Annotated in this window: 15 protein-coding genes; 4 read left to right on the forward strand and 11 right to left on the reverse strand. The window is 42.2% G+C overall.

Going from position 1 to position 19,665, the window contains the following annotated elements:
• Positions 1-26: 26 nt before the first annotated feature.
• Entirely contained in the window at positions 27-3,368 is a 3,342-nt protein-coding gene (locus BIV59_RS17870; RefSeq protein ID WP_071352814.1) for a GH36-type glycosyl hydrolase domain-containing protein, read from the reverse strand.
• Between the two features lies 1 nt (position 3,369).
• Complete coding sequence (bglX, locus tag BIV59_RS17875; protein WP_071352815.1) at positions 3,370-5,544, reverse strand: beta-glucosidase BglX; 2,175 nt, start codon at positions 5,542-5,544, stop codon at positions 3,370-3,372.
• A 508-nt stretch (positions 5,545-6,052) separates the two neighbouring features.
• On the opposite strand from bglX, the gene BIV59_RS17880 reads away from it, so the two are divergent.
• From BIV59_RS17880 to BIV59_RS17890, 3 genes are all read left to right on the forward strand, one after another.
• Positions 6,053-7,306, forward strand: coding sequence for a sugar ABC transporter substrate-binding protein (locus BIV59_RS17880; RefSeq protein ID WP_071352816.1), 1,254 nt, complete (start codon positions 6,053-6,055; stop codon positions 7,304-7,306).
• A gap of 153 nt (positions 7,307-7,459) precedes the next feature.
• The gene (locus BIV59_RS17885; RefSeq protein ID WP_071352817.1) at positions 7,460-8,338 is read left to right on the forward strand and encodes a carbohydrate ABC transporter permease; all 879 of its coding nucleotides are present in this window, start codon (positions 7,460-7,462) and stop codon (positions 8,336-8,338) included.
• Positions 8,339-8,358: 20 nt separating this feature from the next.
• The gene (locus BIV59_RS17890) at positions 8,359-9,183 is read left to right on the forward strand and encodes a carbohydrate ABC transporter permease (protein ID WP_071352818.1); all 825 of its coding nucleotides are present in this window, start codon (positions 8,359-8,361) and stop codon (positions 9,181-9,183) included.
• A 156-nt stretch (positions 9,184-9,339) separates the two neighbouring features.
• On the opposite strand, the gene eno is transcribed toward BIV59_RS17890, so the two are convergent.
• From eno to rpoN, 8 genes are all read right to left on the reverse strand, one after another.
• A complete protein-coding gene (gene eno / locus BIV59_RS17895) occupies positions 9,340-10,635 on the reverse strand; it encodes a phosphopyruvate hydratase (RefSeq protein ID WP_071352819.1) in 1,296 nt (431 codons plus the stop codon).
• A 31-nt stretch (positions 10,636-10,666) separates the two neighbouring features.
• Positions 10,667-12,202 (reverse strand): 2,3-bisphosphoglycerate-independent phosphoglycerate mutase, encoded by a 1,536-nt coding sequence (gpmI, locus tag BIV59_RS17900; RefSeq protein WP_071352820.1) that lies wholly within the window; start codon positions 12,200-12,202, stop codon positions 10,667-10,669.
• Positions 12,195-12,956, reverse strand: coding sequence for a triose-phosphate isomerase (gene tpiA / locus BIV59_RS17905; RefSeq protein ID WP_071352821.1), 762 nt, complete (start codon positions 12,954-12,956; stop codon positions 12,195-12,197). The genes gpmI and tpiA overlap by 8 nt, the downstream gene beginning before the upstream one ends.
• A 36-nt stretch (positions 12,957-12,992) precedes the next feature.
• Entirely contained in the window at positions 12,993-14,180 is a 1,188-nt protein-coding gene (locus BIV59_RS17910) for a phosphoglycerate kinase (RefSeq protein WP_071352822.1), read from the reverse strand.
• Between the two features lie 347 nt (positions 14,181-14,527).
• Entirely contained in the window at positions 14,528-15,535 is a 1,008-nt protein-coding gene (gene gap / locus BIV59_RS17915; protein ID WP_071352823.1) for a type I glyceraldehyde-3-phosphate dehydrogenase, read from the reverse strand.
• A gap of 60 nt (positions 15,536-15,595) precedes the next feature.
• On the reverse strand, positions 15,596-16,618 hold the full coding sequence (locus BIV59_RS17920) for a sugar-binding transcriptional regulator (RefSeq protein ID WP_071352824.1): 1,023 nt from the start codon (positions 16,616-16,618) through the stop codon (positions 15,596-15,598).
• A 140-nt stretch (positions 16,619-16,758) separates the two neighbouring features.
• Positions 16,759-17,079, reverse strand: coding sequence for a glutaredoxin family protein (locus BIV59_RS22965; protein ID WP_240501943.1), 321 nt, complete (start codon positions 17,077-17,079; stop codon positions 16,759-16,761).
• Positions 17,018-18,340: an RNA polymerase factor sigma-54 gene (rpoN, locus tag BIV59_RS17930; RefSeq protein ID WP_346417419.1), complete on the reverse strand. Its 1,323-nt coding sequence runs from the start codon at positions 18,338-18,340 to the stop codon at positions 17,018-17,020. The genes BIV59_RS22965 and rpoN overlap by 62 nt, the downstream gene beginning before the upstream one ends.
• Positions 18,341-18,805: 465 nt before the next feature.
• On the opposite strand from rpoN, the gene BIV59_RS17935 reads away from it, so the two are divergent.
• On the forward strand, positions 18,806-19,321 hold the full coding sequence (locus BIV59_RS17935; protein ID WP_071352826.1) for a hypothetical protein: 516 nt from the start codon (positions 18,806-18,808) through the stop codon (positions 19,319-19,321).
• 31 nt (positions 19,322-19,352) lie between these two features.
• Here BIV59_RS17935 and BIV59_RS24120 read toward each other — a convergent pair whose 3' ends face one another.
• The gene (locus BIV59_RS24120; protein ID WP_240501944.1) at positions 19,353-19,505 is read right to left on the reverse strand and encodes an ATP-binding protein; all 153 of its coding nucleotides are present in this window, start codon (positions 19,503-19,505) and stop codon (positions 19,353-19,355) included.
• Between the last annotated feature and the right edge of the window lie 160 nt (positions 19,506-19,665).

The following is a 19,665-nucleotide window of genomic DNA, read 5'->3' on the forward strand; positions in this document are numbered from 1 at the left end:
GGTCAATAAGTGACCGCCGGCCTTTCTCACATATATATTTCAATTGTATTTTCTCTATCTGCCAACAACAGCTGCTGAAGCACTTGCTTTGCAATTTTGACTCCAGTTTGGCGGTAACGGTTCCCAATCACTTCAATTGCTGCATCACGGCCATTTATTACAACACGCCTCACAGGCTTCCCTTCGACATGATAGATGAACTTTACATGCTGATTAGCTATAGCAAAACAGAATGCAAGCCCGTCATGTTCTTGGGAAAGTACTGGATCAATTATTAAATCTTCTCCGGCCAGGCGTACACCTAAACAATGTGAAATCAGCTGATTCATGTAAATTCCTGGTCCGCTCGAATAAATGCGCCAGCCTCCCTTTACAGGAACACTTCCTTGACGAAGCTGTTCAAACTGCTCTTGTGCCTCATAGCGTGTATTAAACTTGCCATCAGAGCTGCTGAAGTAAGTGTTGCTTTGTCTCCGTTCTGCGTTCGGCACGGCCTCCTGGATTCCTACTGGGTTAATGATCTCCAGCCCCCTCCAGACCTCTTCGGGTTTCCCCAGCTTAGCCATTGCTTCAATAAATCTGATATGTGCGTGCACATACTGAAGACCGACTTCACGCCCAAAATTGGATGCCTGCTCTGCCCGTTTAAAATGCGTGCTGACTCCTCCTGCATAATTAGCAGGGCGGTCCATCAGGCGGACCCCATCGGGATGGTACAGTTTTTCCTTTATTATCCGATAATGAGCTTCTGCACTCTCCGGGGATAAAAGCTCAGAAATAATACCCCGATTCATAGGCAGGAGGCGATACTGAATGCCTGTCTTCTCATCACTTGGATGAAGCATCAGTTCGGCTTCTCCGGGCTTCTCCATATAAACAAAACCAGGAAGGACATCAGTACTTAGCATATATTTATTAAAATCAGCTTCAATGCCTTTAACTAACTCCTGCAGATTCAGTGCTTCAGACGCTTCTGTATCTGCCAGAAGCTGTGACAGCTGATTCAGTACCTGGTATGTAAGGGCAACGGTCCAGCCGCTCACCATATACTTTTTCAGGTTGGCATTCGCTGGCTGCAAGGTATCGTCCCAATCTCCGTCCCCATAGGAAGACAAGAACGTATCATGAATAAAATGGTCCTTGATATAGGCAATTTCCTTTTTCACATGTTCAAGGATGGAAACTGGTTCTTCGGTAAAGTCGAAACTCCCTTTCTTTGTATATGGAACCGTTTCGCCGAGAATGGAAAAATCTCTTGTAGTCTCGAGATAATCACTCAAAGCTTTTAACGGCCAGACGATAATATCCCCGTGGCTGTCTTCCTGCTGGATCCGGTAATATTGATCAAACATGAACCATTGCGGCCAATTCCCATCATCTTCATATTGATGAGAATAAACAGTCTTAATGATTTCACGCACAGATTCATATTTTTGCGTTGAAAGGAAATATTCAGATGGCCCCTGGCACACATCCCTTGTACCCCAGGCTGCTCCGCCATATTGCTCGAGTCCGTGCGGAACAGAGTAATGGACTAGCATATTATGTGTGTACCACCAGGCAAGATCATTGAATTTCTCCATTTTTTCATTGAGCGTTATCTGGAATCCATTCATTAAATCTCTGTAAAATTCCCGGTACTTTTTAATTTCCTCATCCATATCAATTAGTGTAGTAAAGAGCTGTTTTTCTCCATGCAGGTTTCCCTGGATCGACAGTGCCCATTCTGAAGCCGGTCCTAATTCGAGAATTAATAGGGATGCATCGTCCCGATAAGCTTGTTCAGCAGCTAGTGGCTGATCATTTATAACCTTGGCGTCAGCGCCCGTTATCTCCAAGTGGTAACATAGATTTTGATAAGTTTTCGAGCTATCAGAATGTTCGTCTGCGCGCAGTGTAATGACCTGGCCATCCGTTGTATAACTGAACCCAGTTTCATACTCGTTATTATTCATAGAAACCTGATTGGTTATCATAAACCGGTAAGACCTGCCGCTTGCAGAACGAACGGTTAATTTCAGCTCAGGTGAATCAAGTGCAGTCATGTTAGTGATTACAAACATGTCATCAGACGTTTTGTAATACCAGCGGGCATAGTTAAAGCCCAGCTCAAACATGGACGGCATGGCCAAAAGATGGAAAACTCCATCTATTTCTGCATAGATGCGCTGGCCGGAAGTTTTTACAACGTTTAAAGCATTCCTTGCATTCGTCAGCATTTTATTAAAGGAGGTATTTCCAATGACGACCTGAGAGTTAAAAATGCCATACATATAAGAGGTAGTGGTTAAGACATCTTCCTTCATCTGTGCATTATTCCCCGTCATAAGGATATGGCCATGCGGACGTTCCACCATCAATTCCTTTTCTTTTAGGACAACATGTTCATGAGTCTCCGTAAAGAAAGATAGCATTGTTTCGCCATCACGTTCCTCTTGATGGCGGTTTGGGAACAGCCCATCTATGTCCTCAGCGGTCATGGAGACAGTTTTTAATGGGGCACCAAAGGATGGTGCCAGATTTACCTGTTCAAAGGCTGTTATTTCTTCCTGTTTCTGTGCTTTAACAGCTTCCCAGGCCTCTTTGACCTCAGATTCGAATTCCAATTCAGTAATAGCCTGAGCATGATTTTCCTTAAACAAACCATAGAAAACAAACTGAGTTTCCCCGGCTAATGTAATAGGTTCTGACTGTAAGGCTGTATAAGCAAATTCATATTGATAGACCTCATTCGCAAGCTTTGGCTTTGTTAATGCCTCAGGCTCATTTGTTTCTTTGTAAGAAAGTCCGAAAAACTGAAAACCATCTGTGGAATAACCAGCTGACTTTGTTAAAGCTCCCTGCTGCAAATATGGAAAGATTCCATTCTGCGGCTGGTTCTGCCTTGAACAAACGATGAAGCCTTTGTCGGCATGATTGAATATCTTATGGTCTATATATTGGGATAAGAAGGCCTCATTTGCACGTACGGCACCCTTATCAGCTAAGCCCAGATCCTGTACGCAGATAACATCTGCTTGTACATCCTGTCCCTTCAGTGTTACGTCCCAGAACCAAATTCCCTTTGCTGTCAGCGAAAAGACAACTTTATACTCGATTTCCTTCACTTTCCCCTGGAAGATTGCCCCATAATCGGTGCAGCTCACTTTGCTGTTTGAGCGTACTCCAAGCAGCGGAAAGGCTTCAATCTTATGATCTGAGTGAATGCGCAAATAAAGATTATTCAGTGAACCATCGATAGGATTCGCCAGCAGCTGGTTGAGCATGATATTTTTATAGCCGGCTTCAAAAATATCCCCGGTATTTAAGAAGGTGAATCTATAATCTCCTGCTTTTATATGAAACTTTGAATCTTTCCTGGCTGTCATGTTATAACTCCTCACTATCTTTGACTAATTTAAAGGAAAAGGCAGTTACACGCGTGCTATCCTGGCCTATGAATGCTTCAAATCCTCCCGGATCACTAGTAAACTGCAGGTCTGAATGATAATACCTAAGCTGTTCTTCTCTTATTGTAAAGCTGACTTCCTTTGATTCACCCGGCATCAGCCTTACCTTTTCAAAAGCCTTTAACTCCTTGACCGGCCGGACCACTTCTCCTGAAAGATCGCGGATATATAATTGCACTAACTCTTCCCCGGCTGCTTCTCCGGTATTGGTCACTCTCACTGATAGAGTAAGCGGCTTCTCTTTTGTTACGGTATCAGAAGATATTTTATAATCGTCATATGCAAAACTGGTATAGCTTAAGCCGAAGCCAAACGGAAGAAGCGGTTCATTCGGTATGTCCAAGTACTGGGATAAATAGCGTTCCTTTATTTCCGGATCAAGCTTTGGCCGTCCGGTGTTATACGAATTATAGTAAACCGGGATTTGCCCGACCGCATATGGGAAGGACATTGTGAGCCTTCCGGACGGATTCGCATCGCCGTATAGTATTTCTGCAATCGCGGCACCGCCTTCTGTACCAGGGTACCATGCTTCAAGAACTGCATCAGATTGATCTAAAACACCGTGTAAATCCAGAGGACGGCCATTAAAGAGAATAGTCACCATTGGTTTGCCCAGCTTTTTAAGCCTTGATATAAGGACCAGCTGACTTTCCGGCAGGCGGATATCTGCACGGCAGCCTGCCTCACCGCTCATTTCAGAGTCCTCTCCCAAAGCAAGAATAAGAACATCTGCTTCCCGTGCTGCATTTACAGCTTCCTCCAGCTGGCTTTCGGTAACAGATTCAATATCGCATCCTTTTGCAAAAGTAATATTTGAGGTTTTATCAAGCAGTCCATCCCCTAGATTAATTGCCTCATCTTTAGAACCCATCCATGACCATGGCCCTAAAATATCTCCGCTTTGTCCAAATGGGCCAATCAGGGCAATTTTTTGTTCCTTTTTTAAAGGAAGTGTATTTTCATTTTTCAAAAGAACCATAGACTTTACTGCAAGCTCTCTTGAAGCTTCTCTATGAACCTTGCTCATGACTACTTCTTGTTCAAGCCTGTCATCTGCACCGCGATAAGGATTATCGAACAGACCTAATTTATCCTTAAGCTGTAAGATACGAAGAACAGCTTCATCAATAATGGCCTCATCTATTTTCTCGGTTTCAATAAGGTCCTTTAAATTCTCCACATAGCATTCCGTCATCATTTCAATATCGACACCAGCCAGTATTGCTTTTTCAGCTGCCTCGCTTCCATCCTCTGCAACTCCATGGGGAATTAGCTCTTTGACTGCTCCCCAGTCAGAAATGATGACGCCATCAAATTCCCATTCACCTCTTAACAAATCACGCATTAACCATTTGTTTCCGGTTGGAGGGATTCCATCTACAGTGTTGAAGGAGGTCATGACCATCTCACATCCTTCATCAAGCGCTGCCTTATAGGCTGGCAAGTAAGATTCCCTAAGCTGCCTTTCCGACATATTCACTGTATTGTAATCCCTTCCGCCTTCGGGTGCACCGTAAGCCGCAAAGTGTTTCACACAGGCAGCCACCCGGTGATGATCCTTTTGTAAATTATCCCCCTGGAAGCCCCTTACAAATGCCCTGGCAAATTCACTGTTCAAATAAGGATCTTCACCAGTGGTTTCCATCACCCTCCCCCAGCGAGGGTCACGGACTAGATCTGCCATTGGCGCAAAAGTGACATGAACACCGGATACTGCCGCTTCCTTCGCGGCAATTTCAGCGCTTTTTTGAGCCAGTTTCAAATCCCATGAGCAGCCTATCGCAAGCGGAACAGGAAAAATGGTTTTATATCCATGGACCACATCTGCCATGAATAATAAAGGAATTCCCAGGCGGCTGGTTTTCATATGTTCCTTTTGAATGCTGATAACATCCTTTGCACCGGAAACTCCCAATACAGATCCGCTGTTTTGGATTTGCTCATCGGTAATTCCCATTTCTGCCATTGGCCCAGTGATTTCCCCCTTATCCTTTGATCCTTTATAAAAGGGACCAGCTAATTGAAGAAGCTGTGCAGCCTTCTCATCCAGCGTCATCTGTTCAATAAGAGATTGTAATCGTTGTTCTGCCATTTTTATTCCTCCATCTATTAATAGATTAGTAAATGTATAGAAACGTTTCGATTGTTGATAAATTGGATTATAAGCGCTTTCTTTTCGTTAGTCAACGAAATCATAGAAACGTTTTCATTGGAGTGGAGACCCAGTAATATAAGTTTTACTTTAGGCTATAGTCTCACAGAAAAAAATAATAAAAATTTGTTGTAAACGATTACACTTTATTTTATAATTGCGTTATCGAAACGTTTCGCATCATTTTGCGGGTTTAATATCTTTATATTTTTTTATTCTTTCGAAACGTTTCTTCAAAAAAAGGTTATTATTTTTTTGACTGGAATCGAAACGTTTCTACATAAGGAGGTATCTTTTAGCCAAGGATCATATACTCAAAATTCCTGATAACAATTTTCAGAAGCAATTCTAGTTAAATGATAATTTTATCATTGCAATAAACTAGTACTCTTAGTTTTCTATTAATTGATCCAAACTAAAAAGCCTAAAAACATAGGAGGATATTAAAATGAAATTTTTAAACAAAAAGGTTGCAGCCGCAGCTCTGTTAGGTTCGATAGTGGTTTCCAGTGCGTTAACCGGGTGTTCATCAAATTCTTCTTCATCAAGTAAGGATGGAGAAACCATTACGGTTTGGGGAATGGGGGAAGAAGCAAAGTCACTTCCGAAAATTGCCAGTTCTTTTGAGAAAGAAAACCCTAAAATCCATGTACAAGTTCAAGCCCTTCCATGGGATAAAGCACATGACAAGCTATTGACAGCTGTAGCTTCCAAGCAAGGACCGGATGTTGTACAGATGGGAACCACATGGATTCCTGAATTCGCTTCAGCCGGATCTCTTATGGACTTATCATCAGAAGCTGATAAATATCCGGATCTTGCTGCCAATAACTTCTTTGATGGTTCAGTTGAGACGACTAAAGTTGATAATAAAGTATTCGGTGTTCCTTGGTATATCGATACCCGTGTTCTTTACTACCGCACAGATTTACTGAAGAAAGCAGGCTATGACCATGCGCCAAAGACATGGGAAGAACTAAGTGATGCAGCAAAGAAATTGAAAGAACGCGGCAAAGATCAATATGGAATCAGTATTGATGCTAACGAGCAAAGTCTTGCATTCATGCTTGCCCGCCAAAATGGCTCAAAATTAATTGATGGAACAAAGACATTATTCAATGAAAAAGAATTTGTCGATGCAGTTAAATATATGGATAGTTTCTTTAAAAATGGCTCTGCTCCTAAGAACGATCTTGGTCTTGACGCCGTTGCTGCCTTTAAAGGGGACGGTATTGTCCCAATGTTCATAAGCGGACCTTGGATGGTAAAGCTTATAAATGACCAGGCTCCTGAATTGAAAGGTAAATGGGCTACAGCAGTCCTGCCGGCTAAGGAAAATAACATTTCATCTCTTGGCGGTTCTGATCTATCTGTGTTCAAATATACAAAGCATAAAGATGCTGCCCTTAAGTTTGTTTCCTATATGAGTAAAAAAGAAACACAGCTTGATTGGTTCAAATCAGTAAATGCTATGCCTGCTAACAAAAAGGCTTGGGAAGACCCTTCACTGCAGAATGATCCAAACCTTAAGGTGTTTGGCGAGCAGATGAAAAACTCACAGCCGATGCCAGTTATTAAGCAATTTGAAAATATTGCGCAAACATTCCTGAAGAGCAATGAACAGATTTTCCGCGGCGGTGCTGATGTACAAAAAACAATGGATGACTTTAACAAGAAGGCCGAAGATATTCTAAACAAGTAATATAGATGAGGCTGTCTCATACACAGGTGCCAAAACTCCGCTTTCCTATATGCAGTCCAGATATAGCGGTTTCTGGCGGGGTCAGGCCCCTAATGAGTCAGTCTTGTTTTCTGAGATGTCCTATTTTGGGGATTTATGAAGGAAGGGACTGTTATGAAGAAAAGCAAAACGCCTTATTTTTTTATTGCTCCAACGATTATCCTTTTGACTGTATTTTCTATTATTCCCATATTTGTGGCACTGATTATCAGTTTTACAGACATCAATATTGCTGGACTAGCGGACTATTCACAGATTAATTTTATTGGGATGGATAATTATAAAGAAGTACTTAAGGATCCAATTTTTTTAAAGTCCATTTTTAATACGTTATTTTATGTCGTGATTGGTGTTCCCTTAGTCATTATTCTATCATTGGGAATCGCCCTCCTGATTAACTTTGGCAAGGCCCGTATATTTAAAGCATTCCGTGTGATATTTTACATGCCTTCCATTACAAACGTGGTAGCTGTTGCGGTGGTTTGGAGCTATCTTTACAATCCGCAAATCGGTTTATTCAACTATTTATTAAAGCTTCTTCATTTAGCGCCAGTTCCTTGGCTTCAAGATCCAATTATGGCGAAAATCTCTTTGATCGCTTTGGCATTATGGAGAGCAATCGGTGTTAATATGATTATCTTCCTGGCTGCGATTCAAGGTATTCCCAAGACGTACTATGAGGCTGCACAGCTCGATGGTGCAACGAGCTGGAAACAGATGACGAGGATTACCATCCCATTATTGCGGTATGCGATATTCTTCGTATCGATTACAACTATGATTGGATGGCTGCAGTTTTTTGAAGAGCCATTCGTTATGACAAATGGCGGACCGCTTGATAGTACGACATCAGTAGCACTGTTCATTTATCATAATGGCTTCCAGCTAAGTAATTTCGGCTATGCTGCGGCTGGTTCATTTATTTTATTTCTTGCCATTATCATCATTACATTGATTCAATTTAAATTTCAGAATAAAAACGTCGATTATTGAGGATTGATGAGGTGAAACGAATGAAAACAACAACAGACCGATATCAGCAATGGTTTGTCGGCATCATTTTGACTTCTGCAGGTATTGTGGTCGCCATTCCATTTATATGGATGATTTTCTCATCCTTTAAAACGGAGAGCGAAGTAAGTTCTTTAGTACCGACCCTGTTTCCAAAGGTGTTCACATTAGAAAATTTTCAAAACCTGTTTGAAAACATGAATTTCGGCCTTTATTTAAGAAATACCGTTATCATTGTAATCTGCTCTTTTGCGGGGTTATTTTTGAACGCAATGGCAGGCTATGCATTTGCGAAATATCAATTTAAAGGGAAAGAGAAGTTCTTTTACCTTATCCTTGCAACCATGATGATTCCTGGTCAGGTAACAATGATTCCAGTGTATCTTATATTAAATAAAATGCACCTGACCAATACAATGGCAGGCATCGTACTTCCTGGCCTCGTCGGCGCATTCAGCATCTTTTTATTCAGGCAGTTCATGTCCACAATCCCTGATGAATTATTGGAGGCAGCACGGCTGGATGGAGCAAGTGAAATAAGGCTATTCATGCAGATTGTGCTTCCGATATCAAAACCAATCCTGGCCGTCCAGGGAATCTTGACCTTCATCGCAGGGTGGAACAGCTTCCTATGGCCATTAATCGTCGCAAATGATGAGAGTTTGTATACATTATCTGTTGGGCTCTCACTGTTAAAAGGACAATATGGAGGCAACTTTGCACTGCAAATGGCAGGCTCCACTTTTATGGTATTACCCATCATCATCATTTTCACGATTTTCCAAAGACATATTATCGACGGATATACTATTTCTGGAATAAAGTAAAACAGTGCCCTATTCAATGAATAATTGGATAGGGCTTTTACTTGTCTGCAGATCGTAAAAAAACCTCTTGTCCAGTGTAATAATTACACATTAACAAGAGGTTTTAATTTCCGGCAAAGAGCCGTCTAAATTAAAGCGTATTTTTTGCGGACATTATTAGCGCTTAAGGTTGTAGAAGCTCTTAAGGCCTTCGTAAACAGCAAGTTCGCCAAGCTCATCTTCAATGCGAAGAAGCTGGTTGTATTTCGCGATACGGTCTGTACGTGAAAGTGAACCTGTTTTGATTTGTCCTGCGTTTGTTGCAACAGCGATGTCAGCGATTGTAGCGTCTTCTGTTTCGCCTGAACGGTGGGATACAACAGCTGTATAGCCAGCACGTTTTGCCATTTCGATTGCATCGAATGTTTCAGTCAATGTACCGATTTGGTTAACTTTGATTAAGATGGAGTTGGCAATGCCTTTTTCAATTCCTTCAGCAAGCTTCTTTGTGTTGGTAACAAACAAGTCATCGCCAACTAATTGAACTTTGCTGCCAAGGCGGTCAGTCAATAGCTTATGGCCTTCCCAGTCATTTTCGTCAAGTCCGTCTTCAATGCTAAGAATAGGGAATTCATTAACAAGCTCTTCATAGAAACTTACCAATTCTTCAGAAGTCACGCCTGTTTTTCCTTCGCCAGAAAGGTCGTATTTTCCAGTTTCTTTATTATAGAACTCAGAAGAAGCAACGTCCATTCCAAGGTATACATCTTCACCAGGCTTGTAGCCGGCTTTTTGGATCGCTTCGATGATTACTTCCAATGCTTCACGGTTAGAACCTAGGTTTGGAGCAAATCCGCCCTCATCGCCTACAGCTGTGTTCAATCCTTTAGCAGAAAGAACAGATTTCAATGCATGGAAAACTTCCGCACCCATACGAAGAGCTTCTTTAAATGTTGGTGCTCCAACAGGAAGAATCATGAATTCCTGGAAGTCAACATTATTGTCAGCATGTGATCCGCCATTGATGATGTTCATCATTGGAGTCGGAAGCTGCTTAGCGTTAAATCCGCCAAGGTAACGGTATAATGGAAGGCCAACTGATTCAGCAGCAGCATGGGCACAAGCCATAGATACGCCAAGAATAGCGTTAGCACCTAATTTACCTTTGTTTTCTGTTCCATCAAGCTCGATCATTGCGCGGTCAATGCCGATTTGGTCTGTTACATCAAATCCGATGATTGCTTCTGCAATGACATCATTTACATTTTCCACTGCTTTCAGGACACCTTTTCCAAGGTAGCGGGATTTGTCGCCATCGCGAAGCTCCACTGCTTCATGCTCGCCAGTAGATGCTCCTGAAGGAACTATAGCGCGGCCAAAGAAGCCTGACTCTGTCATAACTTCTACTTCTACAGTTGGGTTTCCTCGTGAATCTAATACTTCTCGTGCGTATACATGTTGAATAAATGGCATAATAATTTCTCTCCTTTTTTGTGTTCGCTTTTTATTTATTAATTAAAGATGATCCTGTCATTTCAACAGGCTTTTGAACTCCAAGCAAATCAAGCATTGTTGGAGCAAGGTCACCTAAAATACCATCTGTCCTTAATGTTACATCATTTTTTGTCACAATGACAGGAACAGGGTTTGTTGTATGGGCAGTCATTGGATTGCCTTCAAGCGTTACCACTTCATCAGCATTCCCATGATCAGCTGTTATTATGGCCGTGCCTCCTTTTGAAATCATAAGATCCACAATTTTGCCGAGACACTCATCGACAGTTTCAATGGCTTTGATTGTCGGCTCAAGCATTCCTGAGTGTCCAACCATATCCGGATTAGCAAAGTTCAGAAGGATTGCATCAAATTTATCATTTTCAATCTGCTCCATAAGTGCATCTGTAACTTCATAAGCACTCATTTCCGGCTTTAAGTCATAGGTCGCTACCTTCGGAGAATTGATCAGGATCCTTTCTTCGCCAGGAAACTTCTCTTCACGTCCCCCGCTCATAAAGAATGTCACATGCGGATACTTTTCAGTTTCTGCTATCCTCAGCTGTGTCAGATTATTTTGCGAAAGCACTTCTCCAAGCGTATTATCCAGGTTCGTCGGCTTGAATGCCACATAACCATCCACCGTCTCAGAAAAATGAGTCAGGCAGACAAAATGAAGATGCTTGGGATGTCCAGGACCACGGTCAAAAGCACGGAAATCTTCATTTGTGAATGTATTGGAAATCTGTATGGCCCGGTCAGGGCGGAAATTATAAAAGATAACAGAATCATCATTTTTAATTGTAGCCACTGGTTTTTTATCGTCAGCTGTGATTACTGAAGGAATGACGAACTCATCGAAAATCCCATGCTCGTACGAATCCTCCACACATTCCATCGCTGAAGCATAAGCAGGGCCGTCTCCGTATACCATTGCACGATACGATTTCTCTACGCGTTCCCATCTCTTATCACGGTCCATGGAATAATAACGTCCAGAAATGGTAGCAAATTGCCCAACACCAATTTCCTTCATTACTTTCTCGGCATCCTCAATGTATCCCTTTGCTGTTTTAGGGCCCACATCACGGCCATCTAAAAATGCATGAACATAAACATTCTTCACGCCTTCTTTCGCAGCAAGCCTCAAGAGTGCGTACAAATGATCGATATGGCTATGTACTCCCCCATCAGAAAGCAATCCGAATAAGTGAAGATTTGTTCCTTTTTCTTTCGCATGATTCATGGCATCAAGGAAGGTTTGATTTTTTGCAAACTCCCCTTCTCTAATAGCAAGATTCACACGTGTTAAGCTTTGGTAAACAATACGGCCAGCACCAATATTCAAGTGGCCGACTTCCGAATTCCCCATTTGCCCTTCTGGAAGGCCTACAGCTTCACCGCTTGCTGTCAGCTGTGCATGCGGATATTGCTCCCAAAAACGGTCGAAATTTGGTTTTTTTGCTTGATACACTGCATTTCCTTTATGTTCGCCGCGACATCCGAATCCATCTAGGATGATAATTGCCACAGGTGTTTTACTCATATTGTCCAGCCTCCAATAACTTCAGGAAAGATTGTGGTTCAAGACTTGCGCCACCCACTAAAGCTCCATCTATATCAGTCTCTGCCATATATTCATGAATATTCTCAGGCTTTACGCTTCCGCCGTACTGAATGCGGACTGCATCCGCGGCCTCTCTGGAAAACTGTGAAGCGACTACATCCCTGATATGGGCACAAACCTCATTTGCATCCGATGCATTAGAAGATTTGCCTGTCCCGATTGCCCAGATAGGCTCATAGGCAAGGACAATGTTCTTCACTTGTTCTTCACTTAAACCGGCAAGGCCTTTTTTGATCTGGTTTTCCACATGTTCATACGTCAGGCCGCTTTCCCGCTGTTCCAATGTCTCGCCGCAGCATAGAATTGGTGTCAGATGATACTTAAATGCCGCACGGACTTTTTTGTTCACCATCTCATCTGATTCATGAAACAGCTGGCGGCGTTCTGAGTGGCCCAAGATCACATAGTCAATGCCGATGTCTTCCAAAGATGCGGGACTGATCTCCCCTGTAAATGCACCGCTCTCTTCATAGTGCATATTTTGAGCCCCGATTTTTACATGTTTATTTTCTGCAGCCAGCACAAGCTGGCCAAGGAATAGACAAGGCGCGCATACAACGGCCTCCATTTTCTCGGGTGATGGAACTAAGCTGCTTACTTCTTCCAGAAAATGTTTAGCCTCAGCTAAAGTTTTGTTCATCTTCCAGTTTCCAGCAATAATAGGTTTACGCATAAAACGACCATCCTTTCCTGTTAGACGGTTTTTTGCTTATATTATATCATTTAATGCGGTTACACCTGGTAGTTCTTTTCCTTCCATAAATTCAAGGGATGCTCCTCCGCCGGTAGAAATATGTGACATTTTATCGGCAAGATTGAATTTCTCTACAGCCGCAGCTGAATCTCCGCCCCCGATGACACTGAATGTATCCTTTGATTCAGCCAGTGCTTCTGCCACTTTTTTCGTTCCATTGGCGAATTTATCGATTTCAAACACTCCCATTGGCCCGTTCCAGATGACAAGCTTTGAGCTTTTAATTACATCTGCATAAAGCTCGCGGGTTTTCGGTCCAATATCAAGGGCTTCCCAATCTGCAGGAATGGAATCTACATTAACTTCTTTTGTGTTTGCATCATTGGAAAAGTCGTCTGCTACAATTACATCAATCGGCATGTAAAGTTTAACGCCTTTTTCTTCCGCTTTTTTAATGAATGAAGCAGCAAGATCGATTTTATCTTCTTCAAGCAATGATTTGCCGATTTCATGGCCTTGGGATTTGATAAATGTGTATGCCAATCCGCCGCCAATGATCAGGTTGTCCACTTTTTCAAGGAGATTTTCGATGACGCCGATTTTATCCTTAACCTTCGCGCCGCCAATAATGGCAGTGAATGGGCGCTCTGGATTAGACAATGCTTTTCCAAGCACTTCTAATTCTTTTTGCATCAGCAGCCCTGCAGCTGCTGGCAGGTATTGTGCAATGCCTTCTGTTGAAGCATGTGCCCGGTGTGCCGCGCCAAATGCATCATTTACATAAACATCTGCAAGTTCAGCAAAGGATTTTGCCAGCTCAGGATCATTTTTCTCTTCTCCAGGGTAAAAACGGACATTTTCCAGAAGAAGAATGTCGCCTTCCTTCATTGAACTGATTTCAGCCTTAACAGAGTCTCCGAAGGCTTCATCCGTCTTCTGCACATCTTTTCCAGTCAGCTCGCTGAGTCTTTTTGCAACAGGTGTTAGGCGAAGCTCTTCTGATACCTGGCCTTTTGGACGTCCAAGGTGGCTTGCAAGAATAACCTTTGCTCCTTGTTCTGCCAAATATTCTATGGTTGGCAGCGCTGCTCTGATTCTAGTATCATCTGTAATCTTTCCGTTCTCCATAGGAACATTAAAATCAACGCGGCAAAATACGCGCTTGCCCTTTACATCGATATCCTTTAATGACTTTTTGTTCATGGCTGGTACCTCCTTGAATTGCTTCATAATTTTATTAATTGGCTCTGTTAAAGTTGCCTGTTGGTTTCCGCTCCAGACGCTTCCTTTCCGGGGGGGCGTCCGCCGAGCATCCTCGCCGCTAACGCTCCTGTGGGGTCTCGCCTGTAACGCAAATCCCAAGGAAGTCAAGCGTCTTCCACTTCAATCAACAATGGACAGAAATCAATATGTACTATAACAAAGCCAATTGATTAAAAAAGGGAGAGGGCAATATATCCCAACTCCCCTGTTATCTTTTTCATTATAGTCTGTTTTTGGGCACTTACCAATAAGGGCGCCATGCTGCAGAACTCTTTTTCTCTCCGGTATTACAGTCCTTTAGAAGCGATATAATCTACAAGGTCAACTACGCGGCTAGAGTAGCCAGTTTCGTTGTCATACCAAGAAAGTACTTTAACCATGTTGCCTTCCATAACCATTGTAGATAATGCATCGATTGTAGAAGATGCAGAGCTGCCGTTATAGTCAGTAGATACTAAAGGAAGTTCGCTGTAGTCAAGGATTCCTTTAAGTTCATTTTGTGATGCAGCTTTGAATGCTTCGTTCACTTCTTCAGCTGTTACATCTTTTTCAAGCTCTGCAACAAGGTCAACCACAGATACGTTAGGTGTAGGAACACGCATAGCCATACCGTTTAATTTTCCTTTTAATTCAGGCAATACAAGAGCAACCGCTTTTGCTGCACCAGTTGTTGTAGGAATGATGTTTTCTGCTGCTGCACGTGCACGGCGGTAGTCTTTGTGCGGAAGATCAAGAATTTGCTGATCATTTGTGTATGAGTGAACAGTTGTCATCATACCGCGCTTGATGCCGTATTTATCTTGAAGTACTTTTGCAAAAGGAGCCAGACAGTTTGTTGTGCATGATGCATTTGAAAGAACATGATGGTTTTTCGCATCGTATTTATCTTCATTAACACCCATTACAATAGTGATATCCTCTTCTGAAGCAGGAGCGGAAATGATGACTTTTTTAGCGCCAGCTTCAAGGTGCTTCGCTGCATCTGCACGTTTTGTGAAACGGCCAGTAGATTCAACGACTACCTCAACGCCAAGATCTCCCCAGCCTAGTTGAGCAGGATCGCGTTCTGCCAAAACTTTCACTTTATGTCCAGCTACAACAAGATAATCGCCGTCTACTTGTACTTGCTCAGGCAATTTACCGTGAACTGTGTCATATTGAAGCAAATGTGCAAGCATATTTGCATCAGTAAGGTCATTGATTGCTACGATTTCTACATTTTCGTTCTTTAATGCTGCGCGGAATACGTTACGTCCAATACGTCCAAATCCGTTAATACCAACTTTTACTGTCATGTTAAAGTTCCTCCTTTAAAGTTCGGAAAATAATAAGTTATATTTATTTTAAAGAGATAGTTATCCCTTTATTAACTCTTGTGCTGCTGCTTCATCTGTAATCAGTACAGTCGAAGCAGGGGCTCTTTTCATATAAGAGCGTATGGCTTTGGCTTTGGACTGCCCGCCTGCCACTGCTATGACATTCTTCAGGCCGTGAAGGTCATCCAGCTGGATTCCCACTGTTTTTACCTTGTGCACCACTTCGCCGTTTTCATTGAAGTAATATCCAAAGGCTTCGCCTACTGCCTCGCCATCTTTCAGGACCTCCATAATCTCTGGAGATGTTTTTCTCCGCTCCGCCATTCTCATGGCATCGCCAATACCGTGAAGGACAATATCAGCAGATTTGATAAGCGATAAAACGTCTTTAATGATTGGATCTTTCATGAATGACTGATAAGCCTCGTTGCTCACCTGATCAGGAATGTAAAGCACTCTGTGTGATGCCCGGGCTTTTTCTGCCATTCTCGAAACAATCGTATTTGCCTGATTTTGTACATCTTCCCCAAGGCCGCCCCTGGCAGGCACAAACACTAATTTTTCATTGGCCGGGTCAGGTGAAAGCATATTGGCAACCTCAGTCATTGTTGATCCGCCCGTAACTGCAATGATATTATTGCCAGTCCACAGACTTTTCATGTATGCTGCACAGGCTTTGCTTAATTCACTTTTAGCCCATGGAGACTGATCGCTGTTTCCAGCAACAATTATGACCTGTTTTACCTCTAATGCCTTTTTCAGCTCCTGTTCCATTATGTCTATACCCATAACTTCCCGCATTACACTTTCTAATTTTTCGAGGATATCTTTCCCCTCAACCGAAAGCTGCATGCCTGAACTATTCACTTCAATCAAGTGCTGGTCCTTCAGGAATTCAACCTCGCTCCTTAAGACACGTTCAGTTAGGTTAAGGGAGACAGCCAGACTTCTCCGGCCTACAGGCTGCATAAATCCGATATATCTAAGAATGTCATACCTTTTTTGCATAGCTGTAAGAAAATCAGGCAATAATTTTCTTTGTATATCCAGCAATGAGCGCATATATGTAAAACTCCTTGCAGTTTAAGTCTAGGACGTTTTTTGTCCCGCTTAGTCATTTAATGTCCCACTTGGTCCAAAAAAATATACCTGCTTGATTCATATCTTAACAGGAATATTTTTTTTCTTCAACTGATAAACACCTATTTTTTCTGAAAAAGCTGATTTAGCCTTTCCCTGTCTATATTGCCGTACTGGATGATTTCTGTTCCCCATTCCAGCACCGGAATCATTAAACCGTACTTTTCCACCAGATCATCAGCTGAATGAATGTCGATAATCTGAAAGCCAATGCCTGAATCTGCTTCAAATTCTTCCATAACCATCTTTGCTTTATCACACAGCGGGCACCTCTCCCTGCTGTACAGTGTAAATCTTTCCTGGGTCAATGTAATCAGCCTTTCATTCAAATCTTTTTCTTTTTGAAGATGAAGGAATGCCGAGCTGCTCACGATATTTCGCAACCGTCCTCCTTGATAAAAGAATTCCGCACTCATCCTTCAACAGCTCTGCCAGTTCAAGATCTGATAAAGGCTTCAGCTTGCTTTCATTTGCGATGATTCTCTTTAAGCCAATTTTAGCCTGCTGTCCTGACATATCCTCACTGTTTGCAGATTGCAGCGAAGACGTAAAAAATGTTTTCATTTCAAATGTTCCAAATGGCGTCTGGACATATTTATCCTTTACTGCCCTGCTTACTGTCGACTCATGGATGTGAAGCTCATCCGATATTTCCTTCATAGTCATCGGCCGGAGATGTCCAAGCCCGAAATGAAAGCAATCAGGCTGACATTCTGCAATTTTCGTCATCACTCTCAATATTGTATCCCTGCGCTGCTGAATTCCGCGTGAAATCCATTGGTATTCCTGCCATTTTTCACGAAGGAAATGATTCACGCTTTTATCATGATGTCCCTGCATTTTTTTCAGGTATAGCTCATTTACATGCAATTCCTGGAATCCATTTTCATAATGGCTGACATACAGCTCGCCATCCCGTGATTCTACGACGACATCTGGAGTAATATAGGATGGCTTATCCTGATAAAACCTTGAACCCGGACGGGGATTCAGCGACTGCACATAATCAAACACGTCCTGGATTTGTTTTAAAGTGATTCGCTCTTTTTTCGCGATTTCCTTCCACTTCTTCTCTGCAAACAGCAGAAAATGATGTTCAAGAATACGCTTGGCAAGAGAATCAGGATCTTCGTACTCAGCTTGTATGAGCAGGCACTCCTGCAGATTCCTTGCCCCGATGCCATGCGGCTCCAGGCGCTGAATGGCCTTCAGGCATCTCTCCGCTTCTTCAATGGGCACACAATGAGCTTCCGCAATATCTCCAGCCCCAATACGCATATAACCGTTTTCGTCAATGTTCCTGATAAATTCCAGCATTATGCTTTGCTGTTTTCGGGTGTATTCACCAATATTGATTTGTGACAGCAGATACTCTTCCAGTGAAGGTGCATCTCCAGAAAGCTGTTCAATAAAGTTCTGTTTATTGCCACTCATGCTCATCCGCTTGCTTTTTCTCCGGCCAGAAGCAGCATGATCAGGCAAAGAACTATTATGCTCAAGGGACAGTAAAGGATTTTCTAAAAGTTTATTTTCGAGAAACGATGACAGCTCCTGGGAAGAATATTGCAAAATGGCAATTGCCTGGCTTAATTCCTGTGTCATGGATAATTTTAGCGTCTGCTGCTGAAAAAGCCCCGCCTTCATATTCAAAATCATTCCCCCATTCGTCCTTAATCACTTGCACAGAAAATACTTTTATGCGGAAACGCTTACTTTTTAATTAATTTCGTGTTCATTTTTTTCGTTTCAGGCGCTTGCTTCTGCAGGCGGTTCAATGACCTCTTTCCCGCAGGAGTGCCACATTTCGCTCCGCTCAATCGGCATGAAGCTCTTTTACAGCGTCATATTTTAAAACCGTATGGCCGCTCCTATTTTTGATTATTCTCCTTCTATTATACTATGCAAACAGGCAAAGGGGGAATGACATTCGCATATCATTTTTCCATTAGCGGGAGCAACGCCGAAATACATGCGGGTTAACTGGCTGGTAACTTAAGCTGTGTAATAAAAAGGTGAAGGCCTATTTTTTTAAGCTTAGACTTGTGTACAAGCAGTTTCGCATGCCGCAGAATTATATATTTATATGAATGAATTAGGAGGTGAAATAATTTGTCTGATAATATTACTAATAATATTAATTTTTATATTAACGAATGCGGATGCACTGCTGGAGAAGAATGCATGTTTTCACCATCTTACGGAAACTTTTGGCATACAGGTTATGTAGTAATAAATCCAGGAGATCCTCTGCCTTTAAACAATTCTAGTACTGCAGTAACAGGAGGAATCTCCAGGAGCGGGAATGTCATTAATATTCCTCAAGCCGGGGATTATTTGATTTCTTATTCCGTGACAATCTTTCCAGAAAACCGGGTTGCAGTTGCCGGAATCAACTTAAATGGCAGTTTAGTTCCTAATGCTCAAACAAGAAGCCAATTTGCAGATAATAATAATAACTTGGGCGGCGATTGCCTGACAGTGTTAATTAATCAGTCCATTTTAACCATTCCAGCCAATTCTACACTTTTCCTTCAAAGCGACCCGGATGTAGGCAATCAAACTTTCGCCCTTTGCGACGGCAATGGGAATAACGTTAATATCAGCATTGTTAAATTAAGCCAATAAAACAATCTGATATAAACGGTTATAGATGAAATCAGGAAATTCCAATTAGGTTTAAGGCACTCAGGTATGGGTGCCTTATTTTCATTTTGGCATAAAAAATACCATCATGTTTAGGCGAATGTGATGTCGCAATTACTTGAAAATATCCATCGCCTGCTAAACTGTACAAAGTATCTTTGAACACTCTTGCCAAATGGGGATGCAAGTAGAGTTCGGGTTCTTCAAGGGCAACAATTAAAGGTCTTTTTTTCTACGTTTTCTATCTCAAAGCGTCTCTTGTATTTCCTAAAACCTTTGAAAACTGACAAAATAAATGTTCTTTGCACACCATTCCCTTGATGGAT

It is taken from the genome of Bacillus sp. MUM 13, from assembly GCF_001866725.1.
Classification (GTDB): domain Bacteria; phylum Bacillota; class Bacilli; order Bacillales; family DSM-1321; genus Peribacillus.